Source organism: Stutzerimonas sp. KH-1 (genome assembly GCF_054483855.1).
In genome coordinates this window covers 677,543-696,799 of record NZ_CM137011.1, presented here as the reverse complement: position 1 = coordinate 696,799, position 19,257 = coordinate 677,543, and the positions used below count along the sequence as shown (strand labels likewise).

General features: G+C 62.7%; 22 protein-coding genes. 2 read left to right on the top strand and 20 right to left on the bottom strand.

Translation table 11 applies throughout. The annotated features are described in order from the left end of the window. Position 1: 1 nt before the first annotated feature. The 6 genes from ACX1DW_RS03475 to ccmA all read right to left on the bottom strand — a co-directional run bounded on the left by ACX1DW_RS03475 (position 2) and on the right by ccmA (position 4,758). Positions 2-1,975, bottom strand: coding sequence for a heme lyase CcmF/NrfE family subunit (locus tag ACX1DW_RS03475; RefSeq protein WP_133456701.1), 1,974 nt, complete (start codon positions 1,973-1,975; stop codon positions 2-4). Further along, positions 1,972-2,439 carry a cytochrome c maturation protein CcmE gene (gene ccmE, locus ACX1DW_RS03470; protein WP_458992782.1) on the bottom strand — a complete coding sequence of 156 codons (468 nt, stop codon included), beginning with the start codon at positions 2,437-2,439 and terminating at the stop codon, positions 1,972-1,974. The genes ACX1DW_RS03475 and ccmE overlap by 4 nt, the downstream gene beginning before the upstream one ends. Next, positions 2,436-2,612 carry a heme exporter protein CcmD gene (gene ccmD, locus ACX1DW_RS03465; RefSeq protein WP_063539826.1) on the bottom strand — a complete coding sequence of 59 codons (177 nt, stop codon included), beginning with the start codon at positions 2,610-2,612 and terminating at the stop codon, positions 2,436-2,438. The genes ccmE and ccmD overlap by 4 nt, the downstream gene beginning before the upstream one ends. Beyond that, the gene (locus ACX1DW_RS03460) at positions 2,609-3,364 is read right to left on the bottom strand and encodes a heme ABC transporter permease (protein WP_063539827.1); all 756 of its coding nucleotides are present in this window, start codon (positions 3,362-3,364) and stop codon (positions 2,609-2,611) included. Before ACX1DW_RS03460 ends, ccmD begins: the two co-directional genes overlap by 4 nt. A gap of 90 nt (positions 3,365-3,454) precedes the next feature. Next, the gene (ccmB, locus tag ACX1DW_RS03455; protein WP_063539828.1) at positions 3,455-4,126 is read right to left on the bottom strand and encodes a heme exporter protein CcmB; all 672 of its coding nucleotides are present in this window, start codon (positions 4,124-4,126) and stop codon (positions 3,455-3,457) included. Further along, on the bottom strand, positions 4,123-4,758 hold the full coding sequence (gene ccmA / locus ACX1DW_RS03450; protein WP_063539829.1) for a cytochrome c biogenesis heme-transporting ATPase CcmA: 636 nt from the start codon (positions 4,756-4,758) through the stop codon (positions 4,123-4,125). The genes ccmB and ccmA overlap by 4 nt, the downstream gene beginning before the upstream one ends. 135 nt (positions 4,759-4,893) lie before the next feature. Here ccmA and fliK point away from each other — a divergent pair, with 135 nt between their 5' ends. Further along, a complete protein-coding gene (gene fliK, locus ACX1DW_RS03445) occupies positions 4,894-6,423 on the top strand; it encodes a flagellar hook-length control protein FliK (protein ID WP_458992781.1) in 1,530 nt (509 codons plus the stop codon). Beyond that, on the top strand, positions 6,420-6,752 hold the full coding sequence (locus tag ACX1DW_RS03440; RefSeq protein ID WP_200629760.1) for an EscU/YscU/HrcU family type III secretion system export apparatus switch protein: 333 nt from the start codon (positions 6,420-6,422) through the stop codon (positions 6,750-6,752). The genes fliK and ACX1DW_RS03440 overlap by 4 nt, the downstream gene beginning before the upstream one ends. Here ACX1DW_RS03440 and ACX1DW_RS03435 read toward each other — a convergent pair. The 14 genes from ACX1DW_RS03435 to flhF form a co-directional block, all read right to left on the bottom strand. Further along, positions 6,733-7,176: a rhodanese-like domain-containing protein gene (locus ACX1DW_RS03435; RefSeq protein WP_110776525.1), complete on the bottom strand. Its 444-nt coding sequence runs from the start codon at positions 7,174-7,176 to the stop codon at positions 6,733-6,735. The genes ACX1DW_RS03440 and ACX1DW_RS03435 overlap by 20 nt on opposite strands. A gap of 130 nt (positions 7,177-7,306) precedes the next feature. Next, positions 7,307-7,720 (bottom strand): DUF2802 domain-containing protein, encoded by a 414-nt coding sequence (locus ACX1DW_RS03430; RefSeq protein WP_063539833.1) that lies wholly within the window; start codon positions 7,718-7,720, stop codon positions 7,307-7,309. A gap of 3 nt (positions 7,721-7,723) precedes the next feature. Continuing rightward, positions 7,724-8,203 carry a chemotaxis protein CheW gene (locus tag ACX1DW_RS03425; protein WP_063539834.1) on the bottom strand — a complete coding sequence of 160 codons (480 nt, stop codon included), beginning with the start codon at positions 8,201-8,203 and terminating at the stop codon, positions 7,724-7,726. Between the two features lie 81 nt (positions 8,204-8,284). Further along, on the bottom strand, positions 8,285-9,058 hold the full coding sequence (locus ACX1DW_RS03420; RefSeq protein ID WP_458992780.1) for a CheW domain-containing protein: 774 nt from the start codon (positions 9,056-9,058) through the stop codon (positions 8,285-8,287). An 89-nt stretch (positions 9,059-9,147) separates the two neighbouring features. Next, positions 9,148-9,936, bottom strand: a complete 789-nt coding sequence (locus ACX1DW_RS03415; protein ID WP_063539836.1) for a ParA family protein — start codon at positions 9,934-9,936, stop codon at positions 9,148-9,150. An 84-nt stretch (positions 9,937-10,020) separates the two neighbouring features. Beyond that, the gene (gene motD, locus ACX1DW_RS03410) at positions 10,021-10,860 is read right to left on the bottom strand and encodes a flagellar motor protein MotD (RefSeq protein ID WP_133456693.1); all 840 of its coding nucleotides are present in this window, start codon (positions 10,858-10,860) and stop codon (positions 10,021-10,023) included. A 5-nt stretch (positions 10,861-10,865) separates the two neighbouring features. Further along, positions 10,866-11,606 carry a flagellar motor protein gene (locus ACX1DW_RS03405; RefSeq protein WP_063539838.1) on the bottom strand — a complete coding sequence of 247 codons (741 nt, stop codon included), beginning with the start codon at positions 11,604-11,606 and terminating at the stop codon, positions 10,866-10,868. A gap of 16 nt (positions 11,607-11,622) precedes the next feature. Next, complete coding sequence (locus tag ACX1DW_RS03400; RefSeq protein WP_102840205.1) at positions 11,623-12,729, bottom strand: protein-glutamate methylesterase/protein-glutamine glutaminase; 1,107 nt, start codon at positions 12,727-12,729, stop codon at positions 11,623-11,625. A gap of 53 nt (positions 12,730-12,782) precedes the next feature. Continuing rightward, positions 12,783-15,011, bottom strand: a complete 2,229-nt coding sequence (locus ACX1DW_RS03395) for a chemotaxis protein CheA (RefSeq protein ID WP_458992779.1) — start codon at positions 15,009-15,011, stop codon at positions 12,783-12,785. A gap of 11 nt (positions 15,012-15,022) precedes the next feature. Beyond that, entirely contained in the window at positions 15,023-15,817 is a 795-nt protein-coding gene (locus ACX1DW_RS03390; RefSeq protein WP_063539841.1) for a protein phosphatase CheZ, read from the bottom strand. Between the two features lie 23 nt (positions 15,818-15,840). Then, on the bottom strand, positions 15,841-16,215 hold the full coding sequence (locus ACX1DW_RS03385) for a chemotaxis response regulator CheY (RefSeq protein ID WP_011913679.1): 375 nt from the start codon (positions 16,213-16,215) through the stop codon (positions 15,841-15,843). A 74-nt stretch (positions 16,216-16,289) separates the two neighbouring features. Then, positions 16,290-17,015 (bottom strand): RNA polymerase sigma factor FliA, encoded by a 726-nt coding sequence (gene fliA / locus ACX1DW_RS03380; RefSeq protein WP_102840202.1) that lies wholly within the window; start codon positions 17,013-17,015, stop codon positions 16,290-16,292. A 17-nt stretch (positions 17,016-17,032) separates the two neighbouring features. Further along, positions 17,033-17,860 carry a flagellar synthesis regulator FleN gene (gene fleN, locus ACX1DW_RS03375; protein WP_063539843.1) on the bottom strand — a complete coding sequence of 276 codons (828 nt, stop codon included), beginning with the start codon at positions 17,858-17,860 and terminating at the stop codon, positions 17,033-17,035. 91 nt (positions 17,861-17,951) lie between these two features. Next, positions 17,952-19,244 carry a flagellar biosynthesis protein FlhF gene (gene flhF, locus ACX1DW_RS03370; protein ID WP_458992778.1) on the bottom strand — a complete coding sequence of 431 codons (1,293 nt, stop codon included), beginning with the start codon at positions 19,242-19,244 and terminating at the stop codon, positions 17,952-17,954. Between the last annotated feature and the right edge of the window lie 13 nt (positions 19,245-19,257).

Sequence of the window (19,257 nt, the reverse complement as noted above, 5' to 3'; positions counted from 1 at the left end):
ATCAGGCTCCTTGTGCCGCCATGCCGAGAGCTTCGCGCACCCGGGTCTTGACCTTCACTCGATAGCGGCGGTCGCTGGCCGCCAGCACACCGCCGAACGCCATCATCAGACCGCCGAGCCAGATCCAGCGCACGAACGGCTTGATATGCACTCGTACCGCCCAGGCGCCGCCATCCAATGGCTCACCCAGCGCCACATAGAGGTCACGGGTGAAGCCGGCATCGATGCCCGCCTCGGTCATCGGCATCTGCTGCACGGTATAGAGGCGTTTCTCGGGATGCAGCGTGGCAACCTGCTTGTCGCCATCGAGCACGCGGATAGTCGCCTTGTCCGAAGTGAAATTCGGCCCCTCATGGTGCACGGCGCCTTCGAAGACGAACCGATAGCCACCCAGCTCCAGCGATTCGCCGGGCGCCAGCCGCAGATCGCGCTCAGCGCTCTGGTGGCTGGTCAACACGACACCGATGGCACAGACGACCAGGCCAATATGCGCCAAGTGCATGCCCCAATAGCTCGGCGACAGACTGCGCATACCCTTGACCAGCCCCTTGTGACGGGTCTTGTCGAGCAGATCGCGAGCACTGGCCAGCACCACCCAGGCCCCAAGCAGACACACCGCCAGTACCGCCCAGTTGAAATCGCCGAACAACAGCGAACCCAGGCCGCCGAGGATCACGCTGGCGATCAACACCGGCGTGAGCATGCCGAGCAGCCACTTGAATGGGGTGTCTTTCCAACGGACAAGGATGCCTACGGCCAGGGCCAACATCAGCGCCGCTACCAACGGAACGAACATCGCGTTGAAGTACGGCGGGCCGACCGAAAGCTTGGCGCCGGACAGCGCGTCGAGCAGCAGCGGATACAGCGTGCCCAGGAGAATCATGGCAGTCGCAACGACCAGCAGCAGGTTGTTCACCAGCAGCAGCGTTTCACGGGACCAAAGGCCGAAACCGACCTGACTCTTGACCACCGGGGCGCGCAGGGCGAACAGGGTCAGGGAGCCCCCCACCACCATCAGCAGGAAAACCAGAATGAATACGCCGCGCTCCGGATCGGTAGCGAATGCGTGTACCGATGTCAGCACGCCGGAGCGGACCAGGAAGGTGCCGAGCAGACTCAGGGAGAACGCGGCAATGGCCAGCAGCACCGTCCAGCTCTTGAATACGCCGCGCTTCTCGGTGACTGCCAGCGAATGGATCAGCGCGGTGCCGACCAGCCACGGCATGAAGGAGGCGTTTTCCACCGGATCCCAGAACCACCAGCCACCCCAGCCCAGCTCGTAGTACGCCCACCAGGACCCCAGCGCGATACCCAGCCCGAGGAAGGCCCAGGCCACCAGGGTCCAGGGACGCGACCAGCGAGCCCAGGCGGCGTCGAGCCGCCCGCCCAGCAGCGCGGCGATGGCGAATGCGAATGCCACGGAAAAGCCGACGTAGCCCATGTACAGCATCGGCGGATGAACGATCAGACCGAAGTCCTGCAGCAGCGGGTTGAGATCCCGACCGTCCATCGGCGATTGCGGCAGCAGCCGCTCAAACGGGTTGGAAGTGACGATCAGAAACAACAGAAAGCCGATGCTGATCAGCCCCATCACACCAAGTACCCGGGCGAGCATGTCTTCCGGCAGCTGGCGGGAGAAGATCGACACGGCGAAGGTCCAGCCGGCGAGGATGAATGCCCAGAGCAGCAGTGAACCCTCGTGGGCACCCCAGACCGCGCTGAACTTGTAGTACCACGGCAGCGCACTATTCGAATTCTGAGCGACATAGGCGACCGAGAAATCATCGACCATGAAGGCATAGGTCAGGCAGATGAAGGCGAATGCGAGAAACGCGAACTGCCCCCAGGCCGCCGGCTGCGCCAGCCCCATCCACTGCCGGTCACCCCGCCAGGCGCCGATCAGTGGCAGCGTCGCCTGCACGACCGCCAGGCACAACGCAAGAATCATCGCCAGGTGGCCGAGCTCGGGAATCATTTCGCGTACTCCTTCTTGCCGCCTTCGTAGTGTTTCATCATGCCGCTCTGCTCCAGCGCCTGGGTCACTTCGGGCGGCATGTAATTCTCGTCGTGCTTGGCCAGCACCTCATCGGCGACCAGGACACCATCGGCATTGACCCGACCCAATGCGACGATGCCCTGCCCTTCGCGGAACAGATCGGGGAGGATGCCCTGATAGCTGATGGTCACCGTCTCCACTCCGTCGGTCACTCGGAACGATACGCTGAGTGAATCGTTGGTGCGCCGTACCGAGCCTTCCTCGACCAGCCCGCCGGCGCGGATACGCGTGCCTTCCGGCGCCTCTCCCGCCGCGATCTGGGTCGGTGTGTAGAACAGGTTGATGTTCTGCTGCAGAGCGGACAACGCCAGCGCCACGGCAATACCGACACCGGCGAGAATCGCCAGGACGATGAAAAGACGCTTCTTGCGCACCGGATTCACTTCGACTCCTCCCGGCGCAAACGACGCGCCTCATCTTGCAGATAGCGCCGGCGCGAGAGGGCCGGCAGCACGACATTGAGAATCAGGACCGCCAGGCTTATGCCGTAGGAAGTCCAGACATACACGCCATGATTGCCCATGGCGATGAATTCGGCGAAGGAAGAAAAGTTCACGAGTTGTTTCCCACCAGAGCCTTGACCTCGGTCTTCACCCAGCTGGCACGCGATTCACGGCGAAGGACTTCCAGGCGCATGCGCATGAGCAACACCGCGGTAAAGAAGCAGTAGAAGCCGATCACCATGATCAGCAACGGCAGCCACATCTCTACCGGCATCGCAGGCTTCTCGGTGACCTTGAATGTGGCCGGCTGATGAAGCGTGTTCCACCACTCGACCGAGTACTTGATGATCGGAATGTTCACCACGCCGACGATCGCCAGCACGGCGCAGGCCTTGGCAGCACTGTCGCGGTTGCTGATTGCCTGGCCCAACGCGATGACACCGAAATACAGGAACAGCAGAATCAGCATCGAGGTGAGGCGTGCATCCCAGACCCACCAGGCGCCCCAGGTCGGCTTGCCCCAGACCGCACCGGTCAGCAGTGCGATAAAGGTCATCCAGGCGCCAATGGGGGCCGCCTGCTGCAGCGCAACGTCGGCGAGCTTCATCTTCCAGACCAACCCGACCACGCCGGCGACGGCGAGCATCACGTAGATGGACTGGGCCAGAAATGCTGCGGGAACATGAATGTAGATGATCCTGAAGCTATTGCCCTGCTGATAATCCTCCGGTGCGAACGCCAGCCCCCAGACCGTGCCGACGCCGATCAGCAATACCGCAGCCCACCCCAGCCAGGGCAGCCAGCGCCCGCTGATCTCGTAGAACCACTTGGGTGAACCCAGCTTGTGAAACCATGTCCAGTTCATCGGATGACTCGTCGTTGCGCGAGTGCCTGAACTCAGGCCTCGACATTCGCTATGTCGACCGGGCACAGGCGCCGGCCATCAGGTGTACCGCTACTCGCCAACGCTGATCTTCAGCCCGGCGGCTATCGCAAAGGGTGTAAGAGTAACCGCCAACGCGGTCAGACTGGCCAGCCACAGCAGGTGCCCGACCGCCGGAAGCCCCTGCAAAGCGGCCTGCAACGCACCGCTGCCCAGAATCAGCACAGGGATGTAGAGCGGCAGAATGAGCAGAGCAAGCAGCAACCCGCCTCTTTTGAGCCCCACCGTCAGGGCCGCACCGACCGCGCCGAGCAGGCTGAGAATGGGCGTACCCAGTAGCAGCGAGATCAACAGTACCGGCATGGTGTCGAGCGGCAATCCCAGCATCAGCCCCAGCAAGGGTGCCAGCAGGACCAGCGCCAGACCGGAAAACGCCCAGTGTGCCAGCACCTTGGCGAGCACCAGAAGCGCAAGCGGGTGCGGCGAAACGACCCACTGCTCGAGCGAGCCATCCTCGAAGTCACTGCGAAAAAGGCCGTCCAGCGAGAGCAGCACGGCCAGAAGCGCGGCGACCCAGACCAGCCCCGGAGAAATCGTTTGCAACAGTTGCGTCTCGGGCCCGACCGCCAGCGGAAACAGCGCGATGACGATTGCGAAGAACACCAGAGGATTGGCCAGTTCGGCCGGACGACGAAACAGCAGGCGCGCCTCGCGAGCCAGCAGAAGCGTGAAGACGCTGCTCATGCGGCTCGCTGCCCCAGATCCAGTTCACGGTAGCCGGCAGGCATCTCGGTGAGACTGTGGTGAGTGGTCAGCACGACCAGTCCGCCCTGCTCGCAATGGGCCGCCAGGTGTCGCTCCAGTTGCGCCACACCATGCTTGTCGAGCGCCGTGAACGGCTCGTCGAGAATCCACAGCGGCGGCGGGGAAAGGTAGAGTCGCGCAAGCCCGACACGACGCTGCTGCCCCGCCGAAAGGGTGTGGCAGGGCACGTCTTCGAAACCGCGCAGTCCTACGGCAGCAAGCGCCTGCCAGATCGCTTCGCGACTTGCCGGTTGATGCAGCGCACACAGCCAGGTCAGGTTTTCTTCTGCGGTAAGTAGGCCCTTGATGCCGGCAGCGTGCCCGATCCACAACAGGTTGCGGGCCAGCTCGCCACGTTGCGCGTCGAGTGGCAGCCCCTTGAGTCTGACCTCGCCGGCGGTGGGCTGCATGAGGCCGGACAGCAGGCGCAGCAGGCTGGTCTTGCCGCTACCGTTGGGGCCGGAAATCTGCAGCATTTCGCCGTTCTCGAGGCGCAGATCGAGCTTGTCGAACAACAGCCGCCAGTCCCGCTCGCAGGCGAGCGCCACAGCTTCGAGGAAGGGAGTTGACACGCTGGCGACACCTCAAGATGAAAAAGGCCTGGCCGCTATACTCAGGCGGGTAGGCCAGGCGGGCGGAATTATACATGGCAACCTTGAGTGCCAAAGGCCGCAAGCACGAAAGGTTGTAAGAGCATTTGAGGAAAGATGACCGAGATCAAGAGTACCACCGCTCTGCCCCAGGCCGGCATGCCACGCCAGAGCGCAGCCTCCAGCGAGCTCGCACTGAAGCTTCTGCAACCGATGCAGGGTCTGCTGGCAGCCGGCGAGCAGGCCGAGGCAGAGGTGGTCGGCATCAGGGAGGCAGCGCAGGCCTTTCGCCTGGTGCTGCGTCTGACCATGACCGGGGGACGCCAGGCCACTGTCGAGGTCAGTAGCAACAAGGCGCCAGCTCTCGGCGCGGCCTATGTCATCACCGCGCTCTCCGACACACGCCTGCTGGCGTCGCAACAGGCAGCCGGACGGCAACCCGCCTCCGCGCTCGATCTCGAGCAGTTGCCGGTCGGCAGTGTGATCCAGGGCCGTGTCGTCGCCAGCAGCGAACATCGGCTGGACGACGGACAGAAGCTGTCCAAGGTGGTGATCAGCTTGCTCAACTCACCACTCAGCGGCCAGAAGCTGAACATCGAATCGAGCACCCCGCTGGCGCTAGGCAGCCTTCTGACAGCTCAGGTAAAGGGGAGTCAGGCGTTGAGCTTCTTGCCGTTGAGTGGCCGGCTCGATCAGCTGCATCTAGGCGAGCAGCTCAGCGCGCAGCAGCAGCGCCAGGCTTCGCTCGAAGGTTTGTTCAAGGCGCTGCAAGGCGCCTCGGGCACGCTGCCCGGCGGCCTGAAGGGCGCGGCCGAAGCCTTGCTTGGCCAGGTTCCCGACATGCAGCAGCTGACCGATGCCAAGGCGCTGGCTGCGGCACTGGCCAAGAGTGGCGTCTTTCTCGAGGCGCGACTGCTGGCGGGACAAACCGAGGGCCTGCAGGGAGATCTCAAAGCTGCCCTGCTGCGTCTGCTTGCGCAGATGCCGAGCCTCCCTGGCAGCACACCGCTGACTGGAGCCCAAGCCGGCGCCGCCATGGGACATGTGCTGCCGGCGTTCGCACGCCAGGCCCTGGGCGCATTGACCCAAGGCAGCACCCGCCAGCTCGCGATCGGCTTCCCCCTACCCAGCAAGCTTCCACCGGGCATGGAAGAGGAAGCCGACCTGGAACTGCTGCTCAAGCTTGCCGCGGCAGCAGTCTCGAGACTGCAAACGCACCAGCTTTCCAGCCTGGCGCAAACACAGGTCGGACCAGACGGTGCCCTGCTCACGACGTGGCAACTGGAACTGCCGATGCGGGACGGTCGGGACTTCGTGCCGTTGCAAATCAAGCTGCAGCGTGAAGACCCGCCAAGACGGCAGGAGAAAGAACGCGGCGAGGCAGTTTGGAAGATCGAACTGGCATTCGATATCGCGCCGCTGGGCCCGCTGCAGGTCCAGGCACAGCTGATGCGCGGCACCCTGGCGAGCCAGCTCTGGGCCGAACGCAGCGCCACCGCACAGCTGATCGCTACCGAACTCACGCACTTGCGTGAACGCTTGCAAGCCGCGGGATTGAGCGTGGGCGAGCTGACCTGCCGTCAGGGCGTGCCGCCGCAAGGGCCAAGCACCACACTCGAACAACGCTTCGTGGATGAAACCGCATGACCGACAAGCAACCGCCGCGCCAGGCCATAGCGCTCAGCTACGATGGCATCAACGCCCCGAGCCTTACGGCCAAGGGCGACGATGAACTGGCCGAGGCCATTCTGGCCATCGCGCGCGAACATGAGGTACCGATCTACGAAAACGCCGATCTGGTGCGCCTGCTTGCGAAACTGGAACTGGGCGACGAAATCCCCGAGGCGCTCTATCGCACCATCGCCGAGATCATCGCCTTCGCCTGGTACCTGAAGGGCAAGTGCCCACCTGGTTTCCGCGAACCTTTCAATGACACGACCCAGACGCCGCCACTGCTCAGTGGGCCTGGGCGTTGAGCACAACGGCTGCTCGGTCCTCGCCGGTCACCTGAGGCAGGTCGTGCAGCTGCCAGGCAAAGTAGCCGGCTCGAAAATAGAACACACGCTGATAGCCCCAGGCGACGGCCATGCGTGCGGCTTCCGCACTGCGGGGGCAGATCTCACTGTCGCAGTAGATGACCAGTGGCAGCTCCCGCGGCCATTCGGCGCCTGCCAGGCTAACGAAATCGCTGGCCAGATCGAAGTGCACCGCCCCCTCCACATGTCCCCATAGCCACTCGCGGTCCGAGCGCACGTCGATGAACACCGCACCCAGTTCGTGCAAGCGCTTGGCCTGGAAGACATTGATGGTCATGGCGCCATCCACCTCGTCCGGTGCTTCAACGGCGTGAACCGTGCCCAGGGAGGCCATCAACAATAGAAAAACGAGCACGCAGCGCATCACCGCCCTCCTCGTTCCGAAAAACGGAACCGTACCCTGCCTGGTCGGACCAGGCCGATACGAGTTGGAATGCAGTGGCTGGAGGAGGTTCCGATCACCTGGGAGGAACCGATGGGCGATGTGCGCCGGCTCAGGGTTTTTGACGCGCCTGATGCAGCTTACTCATCAGCTCGGCCTCGGACTGGGAGAGACCGCAGGATTGGGTGAGATCATCGATGCTTGCCCCCATGCCGACCAGCTTGGCGGCCTGAGAGAAGGAAAAATTGTTGGGATCACGCAGTTCCAGCTGGTTGAGCTTGTCCGGCAACGGCGCAACGACGCGCGCCAGCTCACGCAGCTCGTCGCCAATACGCATGTTGCCTTCGAGATAGGCATCCAGACGATTGCTCAGTTCCTTGATGCGCTTGTCCCGCGCCGCGTCACGCTGGCGCTGCTGCTCAGCCAGCAACCGCTGTCGCTTGAGCAGCCAAAGGCAGAACCCCAGCAGGCCCAGACAGCAGAATGCCAGCGCGATCAGCGATGCGACCAGCGACGCGATCAGCATGTATCAGATGCTCTCAAGCTCGGCCCACTCTTCTTCGCTCATCATCTTGTCGAGTTCGACCAGAATCAGCAGCTCGCCGTTCTTGTTGCACACGCCCTGAATGAACTTGGCCGATTCATCGTTGCCGACGTTGGGGGCGGTTTCGATTTCCGACTGACGCAGGTAAACCACCTCGGCGACGCTGTCGACCATGATGCCGATCACCTGCCGATCCGCTTCGATGATCACGATACGGGTGTTGTCCGAAACCGGGGCCGGGGCCAGACCGAATCGCTGGCGCGTATCGATTACCGTGACCACGTTGCCTCGCAGGTTGATGATGCCCAGCACGTAGCTCGGCGCCCCGGGTACCGGCGCAATCTCGGTGTAGCGCAACACTTCCTGAACCTGCATCACGTTGATGCCGTACGTCTCGTTATCCAGACGGAAGGTTACCCATTGCAGAACAGGATCTTCGGAGCCCTGCGCAGACGTCATCTTCATAATCCCACCTTCTTCAATTACCGCTCGCGGCGGTCGATTCTATCGCCAGGCCGCACACCGCGTGCGACCGTCATTCATTCTTCAGCGCTTGTGCGGCTTTGCCGTGTCCTGCATCTGCTTGACCGCGCCACTGGCGATCAGCTCGGCCAGAGCCGTGACATCGACCAGCGCACACATGTGTTCGATAACCGTACCGGCCAACCAAGGGCGCTGGCTGCGCTGTGTACGCCACTTCACTTCGCTGGGGTCGAGACGGATCGACCGGCTGACCTGATGTACCGCCAGCCCCCATTCATAACCCTGCACCGAAATCACGTACTGCAGGCCTTGGCGAAAATCGTCGCGATAGCGATCAGGCATCACCCAGCGCGCGGTGTCCAGCACCTTCAGATTGCCCGCCTGGCTCCGCAGTATGCCAAGAAACCAGTCGGGCTGGCCGAACAGCGGCGTAAGCTCCTGTCCCGCCAGCGGGTAGATGGACCCCAGGCAGACCAGTGGCACCGCCAGCGTCAGCCCGGCGACATCGAACAGCAGACACTCGAAGGGCTCGTCGCCCCAGCCCGGATGCCGATCAGCAACGATAGCTGTCGGTTCATCGACAGGCTGCGAAGCGGCCGCCAAGGCAATGATTGGCGCTGCGGCATGCACTGGCGCGGGCGGCGTGGGCTGTACGATCTCCAGGCGCGGCGGCTGGCTGATTCGCGCATCGCGCAGCTGTTCCTCGAGCACGGCAGCCTGGAATTCGTCCTGACTGACCGAGTCCGCCAGTTCGATGGCCGCATCCTGCAGCAGCCCGTCGAGATAAGACTGCAGCGCTTGCTGGGATCGGGTTTCGGTAAGGACGGTGCGACTCATGGAAAGACTCGTAAGGAGAAGCTGAACAGGCTATCGGCTGCCGACGCAACAAACTTGAGGCGCCAAGCGCCGAGCGGTTGTCCCTTTTGTCAAGCCACCTGCGGCGACGGTTGCAGCGCCAGCAGGTGCTTCAGCAAGGCACGATAGGCAAGAACGGCGCGGCTGGCGGGATCGAACTGCGAAGGTGTCAGACCGGCACGACTGGCGTCGCGCAGCCGCGTATCGATTGGAATGAAAGCCGGCCAGAGATGGTCGGCGTAGCCGGCACGCAAGACCTTGAGCGTGTTCATCGAGGCCTGGGTACGACGGTCGAACAGCGTCGGCACGATGGTGTACGGCAGCGCCTGCTTGCGCGAGCGGTTGATCATCGACAGCGTGCTGACCATGCGCTCGAGGCCCTTCATCGCGAGGAACTCGGTTTGTACCGGGATCACCAGTTGCTGGCTGGCAGCAAGCGCATTGACCATCAGCACGCCGAGCAGCGGCGGGCTGTCGATGACCGCATAATCGAAGTCCTGCCAGAGCTGCGACAGACTCTTGGCGATCACCAGACCCAGACCGTTCTGCCCTGGCGACTGACGCTCCAGCGTCGCGAGCACCGTGCTCGACGGCATCAACGAGATTCGCTCATGACTGGTGGAGAGTAGAAGCTGCCAGGGCAGACCTTCTGGCACGGTACCCTGGTGCTGGAACAGGTCGAAGACGCTGTGCTCCAGGTTGTCCGGATCGTGACCAAAATAGCTGGTCATCGACCCGTGCGGATCCAGGTCCAGCACCACGACACGCTTACCGGAGTCGGCCAGCAAGCCCGCCAGCGCGATCGACGTGGTGGTTTTGCCCACCCCACCCTTTTGATTGGCAACAGCCCAGACTCTCATGGTTCCCCACCCGGCGAAGCTGACCGGCAGTTCCCACCTGAAACGGCGGGGCGACGGTGTTTTGACGATTGCACCCTCAGGCGCTCACATGGCTGCTGCAGGTGCAGATTGTGTGCCAGCCCGACGCAGTGCCTCGGGCCTGGCGTTTCCGCTACCGACGCCGGAAACGCTGCGGCGCACATCCAGATTGCGCGATACCACGAGGATCACCCGTCGGTTACGCGCGCGCCCCTCGGCCGTCGAATTGTCAGCCACCGGCTGAAACTCGCCGTAGCCTACGGCCGCAAGCCGGGACGGGGCGACTCCTTGCGCGGCGAGCATGCGTACGACGCTGCCGGCTCGCGCTGCGGACAGCTCCCAGTTGGTCGGGAACTGGCTCGTGCTGATGGGCAGATTGTCGGTAAAGCCTTCGACATGGATGGGATTGTCGTAAGGCGCCAGGATGGCCGCGACCTTGTCGATCAACTGGAACGCCTGATCATTGGGCAACGCGTCACCGCTGGGAAACAGCAGACTGGAGTTGAGCTCGATCTCGATCCACAGCTCATTGCCGCGAATGGTCAGCTGCTCGTTGGCAATCAGTTCACCGAAGGTCTCGCGCATGCTTTGCGCGATACGCTCCAGCGGATCGAACGTCGGCGCTCCGGATGTCGAAGACGGGCCGGAAAGGTCCTGCACCTGCGAAACATCCGACTCGGTGGTCCGCGGCCGCTCGTCACCAATCGGGATTGGTTTCACGGCCCGATCGACCTGGTTGAACACGCCGACCAGCGAGTCGGAGAGAATCTTGTACTTGCCCTCGTTAATCGAGGAAATCGAGTACATCACCACGAAGAAGGCGAACAGCAGCGTGATGAAATCGGCGTACGAAACCAGCCAACGCTCGTGATTCTCGTGCTCTTCCGGCGCTCTGCGTCTGGCCATGGCGATCAGTCCATGAAGCCTTGCAGCTTCATCTCGATGGAGCGTGGATTTTCGCCTTCGGCGATGGATAGCACACCTTCGAGCAGCATCTCGCGATAGGCCGTCTGGCGCTGAACGACACTCTTCAGCTTGTTGCCCACTGGCAGGACCAGCAGGTTGGCGAAGGCGACCCCATAGATCGTCGCGACGAAGGCCACGGCGATGCCGCTGCCGAGCTGGCTAGGATCGGCCAGATTGCCCATTACGTGGATCAGCCCCATCACCGCACCGATGATGCCAATGGTCGGAGAGTAGCCACCCATGCTCTCGTAGACCTTGGCGGCCCGAAGATCGCGGCCTTCCTGGGTGTAGAGGTCAACTTCGAGAATGCTGCGGATGACTTCCGGCTCGGCGCCATCGACCAGCAGCTGCAGCCCCTTGCGTGCGTAGGGATCGGGTTCAGTCTCGGCAACCGGCTCGAGGCCGAGCAGGCCTTCCTTGCGTGCCGTATTGCTCCAGGCGGTGACCATGGCGATACCGCGAGCCAGATCGATGCGCGGCGGAAAGAAGATCCAGCGACCGATGCTCATGGCACGCATGAACACCGCGATGGGTGTTTGCAGCAGTACCGCACCGAGCGTGCCGCCCAGCACGATCAACGCGGCAGGTCCGTTGAGCAGCGCCGATATGTGGCCACCCTCGAGAAAGTTGCCGCCGACGATGGCGACGAACGCCAGCAGCAACCCGATGAGGCTGAGAACATCCATCAGCGGCCAGCCTTCATCAGATGCAGGCCTCGGCCAGATTGCGCCCGATGTCGTCCAACCCATAAACAGCGTCACTGAGATTGGCTTTGACCACCGCCATCGGCATTCCGTAGATCACGCAACTGGCCTCGTCCTGAGCCCATACCTGACTGCCGCTCTGCTTGAGCAGCCGCGCGCCCTCGCGGCCATCGGCACCCATACCGGTGAGCACCACTGCAAGCACCTTGTCGTGAAACGACTTGGCCGCCGAACCGAAGGTGACATCGACACAGGGCTTGTAGTTGAGGCGATCGTCGCCGGGCAGAATGCGCACCGCGCCGCGCCCGTCGATCATCATCTGCTTGCCGCCGGGCGCGAGCAGCGCCAGGCCGGGTCGCAGCACATCACCATCCTCCGCCTCCTTGACGCGAATGCGGCAGAGCTTGTCCAGGCGGTCGGCGAATGCCTTGGTGAACGCCGCAGGCATGTGCTGAATAAGCACGATGGGTGCCGGGAAATTGGCAGGCAGTTGAGTCAGCACCCGCTGCAGCGCCACCGGGCCGCCGGTCGAGGTACCGATGGCCACCAGCTTGTAGGCCTTGCGCTTGGGCGCCGGCGCACGCGCGGGTGCTGCCGGGGTCGCGCCAGCACCGGTGCTACGGGCAGTGGCCAATGCGGCGGGTGTTCCGCGGACAGAGGGTGCCGGGGCGCTGACGCTGGAACTGCAGAAAGTGCTGTAGCGTCGGTTGCTGCGCGAAACGGTGTGCACCTTCTCGCACAGCAGCTGCTTGACCTTGTCCGGGTTGCGCGAGATGTCCTCGAAATTCTTCGGCAGGTAGTCGACGGCACCGGCGTCGAGCGCATCGAGAGTGACCCGCGCACCTTCGTGCGTCAGCGAGGAGAACATCAACACCGGCGTCGGACAGCGCTGCATGATCTGCCGCACCGCAGTGATGCCGTCCATCATCGGCATCTCGTAATCCATGGTGATGACGTCCGGTTTCAGCGCCAGCACCTGGTCGATCGCCTCGCGCCCGTTGGTAGCGGTGCCGACGACTTGAATATTGGGATCAGAGGAAAGGATTTCCGAGACACGCCGGCGAAAGAAACCGGAATCGTCGACGACCAGGACCTTGACTGCCATACATCACTCCTAGCGGCAGCGCGCCCCTCCCGGAACGGCGCTGCCTGACCGAATCAAATCCTGCGTGCGTAGCGCTTGAGCATGCTGGGAACGTCGAGAATCAGAGCGATGCGACCATCACCGGTGATGGTCGCGCCGGACATGCCGGGCGTACCCTGCAGCATCTTGCCCAGCGGCTTGATGACCACCTCCTCCTGCCCAACCAGTTGATCGACGACGAAGCCGATGCTCTGGTTGCCGACGCTGAGAATCACCACATGACCTTCGCGCTGCTCTTCCTGAGCAGCATCGTGAACCAGCCAACGCTTGAGGTAGAACAGCGGCAGCGCCTTGTCGCGCACGATCACCACTTCCTGGCCATCGACGACATTGGTCCGCGACAGGTCCAGGTGGAAGATTTCGTTGACGTTGACCAGCGGGAAGGCGAAAGCCTGGCTGCCGAGCATGACCATCAGGGTCGGCATGATCGCCAGAGTCAGCGGCACCTTGATCACCACCTTCGAGCCCTGTCCCTTGGTGGAGAACACGTTCACCGTACCGTTGAGCTGGGAAATCTTGGTCTTGACCACATCCATGCCGACGCCACGACCGGACACGTCGGAAATCTCGGTCTTGGTCGAGAAGCCCGGCGCGAAGATCAGGTTGTAGCACTCCAGATCGCTCAGGCGATCGGCGGCATCCTTCTCCAGCATGCCTTTCTCGACGGCCTTGGCGCGCAGGACGTTGGCGTCCATGCCCTTGCCGTCATCGCTGATGATCAGCAGGATGTGGTCGCCTTCCTGCTCGGCCGACAGCACCACACGGCCGGTACGCGGTTTGCCGGCCGCCTCGCGCTCCTCGGGCATCTCGATGCCATGGTCGACGGCATTGCGCACCAGGTGCACCAGCGGGTCGGCCAGGGCTTCGACGAGGTTCTTGTCGAGGTCGGTTTCTTCGCCCACCAGTTCCAGGTTGATCTCTTTCTTCAGGCTGCGCGCCAGATCGCGTACAAGCCGCGGGAAACGGCCGAACACCTTCTTGATCGGCTGCATGCGGGTCTTCATCACCGCGCTCTGCAGGTCGGCGGTGACCACATCGAGGTTGGAAACGGCCTTGGCCATTGCCTCGTCGCCGCTATTGGAGCCCAGGCGCACCAGACGGTTACGCACCAGCACCAGCTCGCCGACCATGTTCATGATCTCGTCCAGCCGCGCGGTATCGACGCGCACCGTGGTCTCGGCCTCAGCCGGAGCCTTCTCGGCCGCGGCTGGCGCGGCGGGCTTGCTCGCTGCGGCAGCCGCTGGTTTGGCAGCAGCCGGACGAGCCGGCTCAGCCTTCGCGGGAGTCGGTTTGGTCGGCGCCTTTTCTACCGATGCAGCAGCGGCGGATTCGCTGACACCGGCCGGGCTGGCGCTGACGACTGGGGGTTCGAACTTGCCTTTGCCATGCAGCTGATCGAGCAACGCTTCGAACTCGTCATCGGTGATCTCGTCGCTTGCGCCTGCCCCACTACTGGCCGTTGCAGGCTCGGCAGCCGCCGGCGTGGTCGCTGCGGTGGTTGCCGGCTCGAACTTGCCCTTGCCGTGCAGCTGATCGAGCAGTGCTTCGAACTCGTCATCGGTGATCTCGTCGCTTGCGCCTGCCCCACTACTGGCTGTTGCGGCAGCCGCCGGCGTGGTCGCTGCGGTGGTTCCCGGCTCGAACTTGCCCTTGCCATGCAGCTGATCGAGCAATGACTCGAACTCATCATCGGTGATTTCGTCAGCCACGGTGCCTGTATCGGCGGATGCCAGCGGCTCGACAACGGGCGGTTCGATCGCGTCCAGTAGCTGCTCGAAATCGCTGTCGGCGCCTTCGCTCACAGGCTCGGCGATCGCCTGGGGCGCTGCGGCGGCAGGTGCTTCGTCGTCGGATGCAGGCTCGGCCAGACGGGCCAATGCGGCCAGCAGTTCCGGCGAGGCAGGAGTAGGTTCGACGCGTTCACGGACCTGGCTGAACATCGCGTTCACGGCGTCGAGCGCCTGCAGAACGACGTCCATCAGTTCGGAATCGACTCGACGCTCACCCTTGCGCAGGATGTCGAAGACGTTTTCGGCAATGTGGCAGCATTCCACCAACTCATGAAGCTGGAGAAAGCCCGCACCGCCCTTGACCGTATGGAACCCGCGAAAAATCGCATTGAGCAACGCCATGTCATCGGGGCTGCTTTCCAGCTCCACGAGTTGCTCGGACAATAATTCGAGAATCTCGCCGGCCTCTACCAGGAAGTCCTGGAGAATTTCTTCATCGGCGTCGAAGCTCATATTCACTTCCCCTAAAAGCCCAGGCTTGAAAGCAGATCATCGACATCGTCCTGGCCGGAAACGACGTCTTCACGCATATCGGCATGCATCTGCGGACCTTCACCATTGGAAGGCGATTTTTCTTGTTTTTTCTTCTCTTGCTCGGCGCGCATGGCATCGCGGTCGTGCTGGATGCCAGCCACGCGGTCGACCTGCCCCGCCATCAGGACGAGATTGAGCAGATTGCTTTCAAGCTCGGTGATCAGTCGGGTGACACGCTTGATGACCTGGCCGGTCAGGTCCTGGAAATCTTGGGCCAGCATGATTTCGCTGAGGTTCTGCGAAAGCTGGCTGCCATCGTTCATGCTGCGCTTGAGGTACTGGTCGATGCGCTTGACCAGCCCACGGAACTGTTCAGCATCCATTTCGCGGCGCATGAATCGCTGCCAGTCAGCCGTCAGGCTCTGGGCCTCGTAGCTAACGTAGTTGACCAGCGGCGCCGATTCCTCCACCAGATCCATGGTGCGGTTGGCGGCCTTCTCGGTCATCTCCACCACATAGGACAGGCGATCGGTCGCGTCGGTGATCGGTGACGGATCGCCGCCGGTGGCACAGGTATCCATCTCGAGTTTGACGATGGCGTTGTGCAGCTCGCGGGTGAGCTTGCCGACTTCCTGATAGAGGCTGTGATTACGCGCCTGGCTGAGTTCATTGAACATCTGCGTCGCTTCATCGAAGCGGCCCTGCTGCAGGCTTTCAATCAACTTTGGGGCGTTGGCCTTCAGAGTCGCTTCGAACTCTGCCAGGCTCTGATCTGCTTGCGTCATAGTGCCCTCGCGGCGTTGCTGCTTCAGCCGTTGACGCGCTCGAAGATCTTCTCGATCTTCTCCTTGAGCACCTGGGCAGTGAAAGGCTTGACCACATAGCCGTTTACGCCGGCCTGTGCCGCCTCGATGATCTGGTCGCGCTTGGCTTCGGCAGTGACCATCAGCACCGGAAGGTGCTTGAGGCGCTCGTCGGCACGCACGGTGCGCAGCAGATCGATACCGCTCATGCCCGGCATGTTCCAGTCGGTGACGAGAAAGTCGAAGCTGCCGCTCTTGAGCATCGGCAGCGCGGTGGTGCCATCGTCCGCTTCGGCGGTGTTGGTGAACCCCAGGTCACGCAAGAGGTTCTTGATGATTCGTCTCATCGTCGAGAAGTCATCGACGATGAGGATTTTCATGTTCTTGTCCAAGTCGACCTCCGTAAGTCCCAAAATGCCTCAGCAAACCGAGCACGTCATACCGCAAACAATCGTCAATTGGCGCGCCATTCACCGAGGCGCGCACGCAGGCGCGCCGCACACTGGCTATGCAACTGGCTCACACGCGACTCGCTGACTCCCAGCACCTGACCGATTTCCTTCAAGTTCAGCTCTTCGTCGTAATACAACGACAGCACCAGCTTCTCGCGCTCCGGCAGGTTGGCGATGGCTTCTGCCAGCGCCAACTGGAAACGTTCGTCCTCCAGATCGCGGAAAGGCTCGGGGTGCGTGCTGCCGGCATCCTCCTGCAGCTCGCCATGCTCGCCTTCCTGCAGCAGGTCGTCGAAGCTGAACAGTCGGCTGCCGAGGGTATCGCCGAGGATGCTGTAATACTCATCGAGACTAAGCTTAAGTTCGGCCGCAACTTCATGATCTTTAGCGTCACGACCGGTTTTCGCTTCAATGGCGCGGATCGCCTCGCTGACCATGCGCGAGTTGCGATGCACCGAGCGTGGCGCCCAGTCGCCCTTGCGCACCTCGTCGAGCATGGTGCCGCGGATGCGGATGCCGGCGTAGGTTTCGAAACTGGCGCCCTTGCCGGCGTCGTATTTCTTCGCTGCTTCCAGCAGTCCGATCATTCCAGCCTGGATCAGGTCGTCCACCTGCACGCTCGCAGGCAGACGCGCCAGAAGGTGGTAAGCGATACGCTTGACCAACGGCGCGTACTGATCGATCAGGCGATATTGAGCATCCTTTGCCTGAGCCTTGCTGTAATACATAGCGGATCCGGCACCTGTCATTCGTGGCTTTCTGAAGCGGGACTGATGAGGCGCTCGACGAAGAACTCGAGATGGCCGCGCGGGGTAGCGGGCAACGGCCAGGTATCGATCTTCTGCGCAATGGCCTTGAAGGCCAGCGCGCATTTGGAGCGCGGATAGGCTTCATAGACGGCACGCTGCTTTTGTACCGCTTTGCGTACGGCCTCGTCGTAGGGCACGGCGCCGACATACTGCAGCGCCACATCGAGAAAACGCTCGGTGACCTTGGTCAGTTTGGCGAACAGGTTGCGACCTTCCTGGGGCGCATGCGCCATGTTGGCCAACACCCGGAAACGACTGATGCCGTAGTCACGGTTGAGCAACTTGATCAGAGCATAGGCATCGGTGATGGACGTGGGTTCATCTGTCACGACCAGCAGCACTTCCTGCGCGGCACGCACGAAGCTGACCACCGAATCACCAATACCGGCCGCGGTATCGATGATCAGCACGTCCAGTTCATCGCCCAGTTCACTGAATGCCTGGATCAGACCGGCATGCTGCAGGGACGACAGCTGCACCATGCTCTGCGTCCCGGATGCCGCGGGCACGATACGGATGCCGCCGGGGCCCTGAATCAGCACATCGCGCAGATCGCACTCACCGGCGATCACATCGGCCAGGGTTCGCTTGCTGGTCAGGCCAAGCAGGACGTCGACGTTGGCCAGACCCAGATCGGCGTCGAGCAACACCACACGCCGGCCGAGATCGGCCAGCGCCAGCGCCAGATTGACCGACACGTTGGTCTTGCCGACGCCACCCTTGCCGCCGGTCACCGCAATCACCTGTACGGGATGCATACCCATGTTCACACGCCTATATCTTGCTGGGGCCATACGGCCGGCGATGCGCCCGCATGGCACGCATCTGGTTCATTCTGGTACCGCACTCGCTTGATCATCCGGCCCGCCGTGACGAGCCGTTGTACAACCCGGCGAACATGTCGGCCATGGCCTCTTCGCTCGGCTCCTCGCCTGATTGCAGGCTTACCGCACGGCTGACCAGCTGGTGGCTACGGGGCAGATGCAGGTCATCCGGAATCCGCGGGCCATCGGCGAGGTAGGCTATCGGCAAATGCTGGCTGATCGTGAGGCCGAGCACATCGCCGAGGCTGCCTGCCTCGTCCAGCTTGGTCAGGATACAACCCGCCAGGCCGCAGCGACGATAGTTGTGCCATGCCGCCTTGAGTACCTGACTCTGGCTGGTCGCCGCCAACACCAGATAGTTCTTGGATTTCACACCGCGATCCGACAGAGCTTCGAGCTGCTTGCGCAAGGTCGGATCGCTGGCCGGCAGGCCGGCGGTGTCGATCAGGATCACCCGCTTGCGGGCCAGCGGCGCGAGCGTCTTGCTCAATGGCTGGCTCGGGTCGATCTGCAGCACCGGTACGTCGAGGATACGCCCAAGCGTCTTGAGCTGCTCCTGCGCGCCGATCCGGTAGTTGTCCATGCTCGCCACGGCGATGTTCTGTGCGCCGTACTTGAGTACGTAACGGGCCGCGAGCTTGGCCAGGGTGGTGGTCTTGCCAACACCGGCCGGGCCGACCAGCGCAATCACTCCACCCTCTTCCAGCGGCTCCTGCTTGCTGACCTTGATCGCCTGCGCCATATAGGCCAGCACCATGCGCCAGGCCTGACGCGGATCGTTGATGGTCGCGACCTTTTCCAGCAGGCTGCGCGACAGTTCGGCCGGCAGGCCGAGGCGCTGGAGCCGGCGCCAGAGGCTGGCCTGCTGTGGACGGCGGCTCTGCTCCTGCCCCCAGGCGATCGAGCCGAGCTGCACCTCGATCAGCTCACGCAGACCGTGCAGCTCCGAGTACATCGCCTCGATCGCGCGCGGATCGACGGCAGCAGATGGCGCGGCAGCCGGCTCGGGCTGAGCGCTCGGCGCCACGGCGGCCGGCTTCTCGTCAAGCAGTTGACGATCCTGCATCTTCGCCCGCGGCGTGGCGCTCAGTTCGGCATGGGCACTGGCCAGGCGCGATTGCGTCTTGCGCAGCTCAGCTTCCAGCGCAGGATTGGGCTTGGTCGCTGCCGGCGCGGACTGCATCGGGTAGTCGAGTACGGCCGTCAGCTCGACGCCACCGGCCACCCGGCGATTGCCGATGATCACGGCATCGGCGCCCAGCTCGTCACGCACCATCTTCATGGCGATGCGCATATCGGCGGCGAAGAAACGTTTGACCTGCATGGCCTGTACCCTC